The organism is Candidatus Atribacteria bacterium (assembly GCA_011056645.1).
In the GTDB taxonomy this organism is placed as follows: Bacteria; Atribacterota; Phoenicimicrobiia; order Phoenicimicrobiales; family Phoenicimicrobiaceae; genus Sediminicultor; species Sediminicultor quartus.
Genome location: DSEL01000196.1, coordinates 1 through 3,859, shown reverse-complemented (window position 1 = coordinate 3,859; position 3,859 = coordinate 1). Strand labels below are relative to the sequence as shown.

5 protein-coding genes are annotated in these 3,859 nt (G+C 36.8%); all 5 read right to left on the bottom strand.

Annotated elements, in window-relative coordinates:
• On the bottom strand, positions 1 to 326 hold a 326-nt coding region (locus ENO17_09330), incomplete at its 3' end, for a hypothetical protein (GenBank protein ID HER25236.1).
• Positions 327 to 427: 101 nt separating this feature from the next.
• A complete protein-coding gene (locus tag ENO17_09325) occupies positions 428 to 649 on the bottom strand; it encodes a DUF3185 domain-containing protein (GenBank protein ID HER25235.1) in 222 nt (73 codons plus the stop codon).
• A gap of 38 nt (positions 650 to 687) precedes the next feature.
• Complete coding sequence (locus tag ENO17_09320; protein ID HER25234.1) at positions 688 to 1,371, bottom strand: hypothetical protein; 684 nt, start codon at positions 1,369 to 1,371, stop codon at positions 688 to 690.
• Between the two features lie 168 nt (positions 1,372 to 1,539).
• Positions 1,540 to 2,847, bottom strand: a complete 1,308-nt coding sequence (locus tag ENO17_09315; protein HER25233.1) for a PEGA domain-containing protein — start codon at positions 2,845 to 2,847, stop codon at positions 1,540 to 1,542.
• A 688-nt stretch (positions 2,848 to 3,535) separates the two neighbouring features.
• Positions 3,536 to 3,727 (bottom strand): DNA-binding protein, encoded by a 192-nt coding sequence (locus ENO17_09310; GenBank protein ID HER25232.1) that lies wholly within the window; start codon positions 3,725 to 3,727, stop codon positions 3,536 to 3,538.
• Positions 3,728 to 3,859: the final 132 nt, after the last annotated feature.

The following is a 3,859-nucleotide window of genomic DNA, read 5'->3' as shown; positions in this document are numbered from 1 at the left end:
GCTTCCCGGTAATACCAGTTGGTATACTGATACATCAGTGCCAGGTAATAATTGGCTTCAATAAAGTTCTGATCGATTTCGAGGGCTTTTTGGGCATAATCAATAGCTTCAATCCATAGTTTTCTGCCAGGATAATTGGCACCTTGATAGGTATCTAAGGCTTCTTGCATCTTATTCACTGCCCTTTGCAGGTAGTCCACTGCCTGAGGTTGTGTATTACTGGAAATCTGCAGTTGTTGGGCAAGACCACTGAGAATAAAAATTTGAGAAACGATTAAGAGCAGTAATAGCATCACTGTATAATATATTGTCTTATTCAATTTCAATTTTAAATTCCTCCTTAAAATAGTCTAGGTTATTTTAGAAATAGTTATATATCTTCTTTCAAATCAAGCACTTATTGAGAACACTGGTACTTTGCTTGTAATCAGGTCTTTTTGTTTCCCACCAATAGCAGCACTATACCGCCTACGAGCGCGATACCTCCCACGATTGGGGGTAAGGGAAAGGTTCTTGTCTTCTCAGCAGTTACCTGAACTGGACCAAGGTCAACGACTTTCTCCTTGGACGTATATTGTATGCCTTGATAGGCAAAGGCCACAATCCCCACGATAATGAGGATGATGGCTAACACTGTGTTTGTTTTCATTTATTTAATCCTTTCTTTTATTAGATAGATGATTTCTCTTACTGACTAATCTGCTCGATCGACTGCACGAGCTTAGAAGCGACTTCGTTGTTCACTTTTTTATTATTCAAAATAGTTTCACAGGTAATGCTTTCTTCGTAAAATTTCCTGTTGGCTTTTGTATCGGCATGAATCATGGAACCGGTCAGGGTAAAACCGGCGTAGAGACCCTTGCTATAAGAGTAAGCGTAGATGGAATCGTTGAAATCAACGGTCGTTTGCAAGGAATCACCTAAGGGCCCCGGGGCAATGCTAATATCTGCTCCGATTTCAAAATCAGTACTCTTAAAGGCAGCCAGAGCTTTATCATCCATCAGCAATAATACCAGGGACACTTCCTGAATACCAATCTGTAGACCGACCGAAGCGGTTTTAAGCTCTATAAATGCCGGGCCATACCACTCCTGGGTGGATCTATCCTTTCGAAGAACGATACCATCCCCAAACATGGCACCCCAACCTAATCCCACGTTGACTAATCTGGGGTAGATGACGATGCCTCCTGCTCTTGCCAAGAGTTGGCTAAATGCCCCGGCCTGATCTTTACGAGAAGCCATTTCCTCCAATACATCCTTACATTTTTCTATTTTAACTTCCTCATCAGTTAATTGCGCCTGGACAAAGCCGGTGATAAACAGGGTAAAAACCATAACCAAGATGAACATAAGTATACACTTTTTCATTTTTAAATCTCCTTTTCATTTTATATTTTGTATCTTTTTAGAAAACTTGAGATAAATACTTTGAGCGGATAGATACCTTTCCTGCTCTTGATATTTCAGGGCTCTATAATAGATATAGAGCCCTTTTTAAATTTTCTTACCTTATGTGTATTTTTCATTAGAATAATTCTAATACTCCATGGTAATCTTATCCATCTTAACATCGAGAGTAGTCGTTTCACCGGCATATATCCATGTCTCTTCTACCCAGGTTCTATATCCATCATTAACTAGGGTAATCTCATATATTCCTTCTCCCATTTCCTCTAGGGTTATAGGTTGAGAGGATAAGGTTGCCGCCTGATAAGTTCCGTTTACAAATATTTTTGCTTTACTTACATTACAGTAAATCTCAATTGAACCATCGCTTATTTCGGGAGCCAGGTAAGCATCGACCGTCTGGGTTTGGCGTGCAGTAACCACAATAGTACTCACCCAATCGAGATACCCCTCTTTAGTAATCAACAATTCATGGTACCCCTGTTTAATATCCTTTAATTCTACATCTTTCTTCGCAGAAGTTCTTCTCTGGTAGTTTCCATCTAAATAAATGTTAGCTCCATCTATATTAGAGTAAACGGAGATTGAACCGGTACCATATTCCGGGATAGGAACTAAATTGGCAGAAACTGTGGTGGTGCGAGAAGGAGAAACGGAGACATTTTCAATCTGATCCCGATAACCTTCCATAACAAAGCTGATACGATGCTGTCCCGGACTAATCCGGTCTAAATTAATGGGGGTTGTCCCCATGTAATTATTGTCCAGGTATACTTTAACTTTATTAGGTTTGGAATGAACAATAATTCTGCCATAATTAGTGGGAGGGGGCGGAATGGGTCTTATCGTATAGCTTAACAGATTACTCGAAGTCCAGGCAGTAGGAGGTATAGTTGTTATTATACCTCTAATCGTTTGGGTATATTTGTTATAATCCGGACTTACTTCGGGCATAAATTGTTTAGAGATTAAATCTTTTTCCTTGGGACTAAAGGTTATTGACCTGGTAGTGGCAAACCCCTGAACATATTCCATGCCCGGTCTGGTGTCAGCATCAATAATCCCTTCGATGGATCTAGTTTCTCCTGCTCTCACGAAATCATGGGGCGAATACTGGTTCGGGAAGATAATTTTTACTCTACCTTCGTTATCGTAACTATATATCCGCACAAATGAATCCTGAGAAGCCTGGAATAGAATCACAATTCTCTCCCCGGCTTGATAGGTTGCTCTCCCTTCTTGATCCAACCATAATTTAAGAGAAAAAGGTGGGCGGGGGTTAATAATCTGAATACTTTTCATCTTCGCTTCTTCCTGTGGACTAGGGCTCTGGGAGTAGCCTACTCCGATGATAGTAAAACAAAGTAGTAAGGTTAAGGCGACCAGAACACAGGTTAGTATTTTTCTTCTAATTGGAAATAATAGTCTTGTTGACATTTTTAAAATTCTCCTTTTTTTGTCGACAGTGCTATAGTCATTTAGTCACACTGTCAAGACAGGCATCTCGCCTGCTCGATACATAATAGATATCACGTTACATGATACGGACAGTTCTCGTTTTGAGGAGCTGTCTCTAACCTTGTCTATTTTTCTAGAGCTTCTTTTTTGAAATGGAAGCACCTCCTTGCTGATTTCAACATATTTCCGGGTCATTTTATGTCTTCTTTATAAGCTTAATAAGAGTAATCCTACAATTTATTTTATTATATTTCCCTTAGGTAAATATTAATTTTAAATTAACTTTGTTAGGTATACTATATTTGTTCCAAAATCTTTCTTTAAATTAAAATAACTTATAGAAGCAAAAATATTTTTAGAGACACCTTCCCTTATATTATCTTATTTTACTTTTCTCAATCGGAGAAACACAAGGATTAAATTCTAAGATTACCTAATATTCCAAATGCTTGTAATAACCAAAGAATGACTACAATAACTACAACGACATTTAAAATCTTCTTGATTTTGGCATCCATTGGTATATAGGTATTAATTAACCACAGAATTACCCCAACAACAATTAAAACAACCAATAATGAAATTAAAGACATGTTCCTCTCCTCCTTTCAGATAGAATAATTTTCACAACTTTAAGCATCTTGATATTTCATTTCTCGATACTTCTTCAATTATTTATTTCTTCGCCTTCTAAAAATGCATCCAAATTCTCTTTAGTTACATACCAGTTTTTGCCTATCTTATGACCTTTAATTCTACCTTTTCTAAAATATGCACGGATAGTAAACGAAGTAATAGGTAATATTTTAGCTAGATCTTCAACTGAATACAGTTTCTTTTCTTCCACTTTTATAGGCATAACTTTAAAACTCCTTTTTGGTTAGATTTGTTTTAATATCTTATTTGTTTATATATTAGCACATTATTTATTATATTGCAATATTATTTAACATAAATTATTTTATATTATTATATGTTATTATTATTTAAT

Excerpts from the sequence above, each read along its gene's own strand:
- ENO17_09325 (HER25235.1), bottom strand. The coding sequence starts at position 649 with ATGAAAACAAACACAGTGTTAGCCATCATCCTCATTATCGTGGGGATT.
- ENO17_09320 (HER25234.1), bottom strand. The coding sequence starts at position 1,371 with ATGAAAAAGTGTATACTTATGTTCATCTTGGTTATGGTTTTTACCCTG.
- ENO17_09315 (HER25233.1), bottom strand. The coding sequence starts at position 2,847 with ATGTCAACAAGACTATTATTTCCAATTAGAAGAAAAATACTAACCTGT.
- ENO17_09310 (HER25232.1), bottom strand. The coding sequence starts at position 3,727 with ATGCCTATAAAAGTGGAAGAAAAGAAACTGTATTCAGTTGAAGATCTA.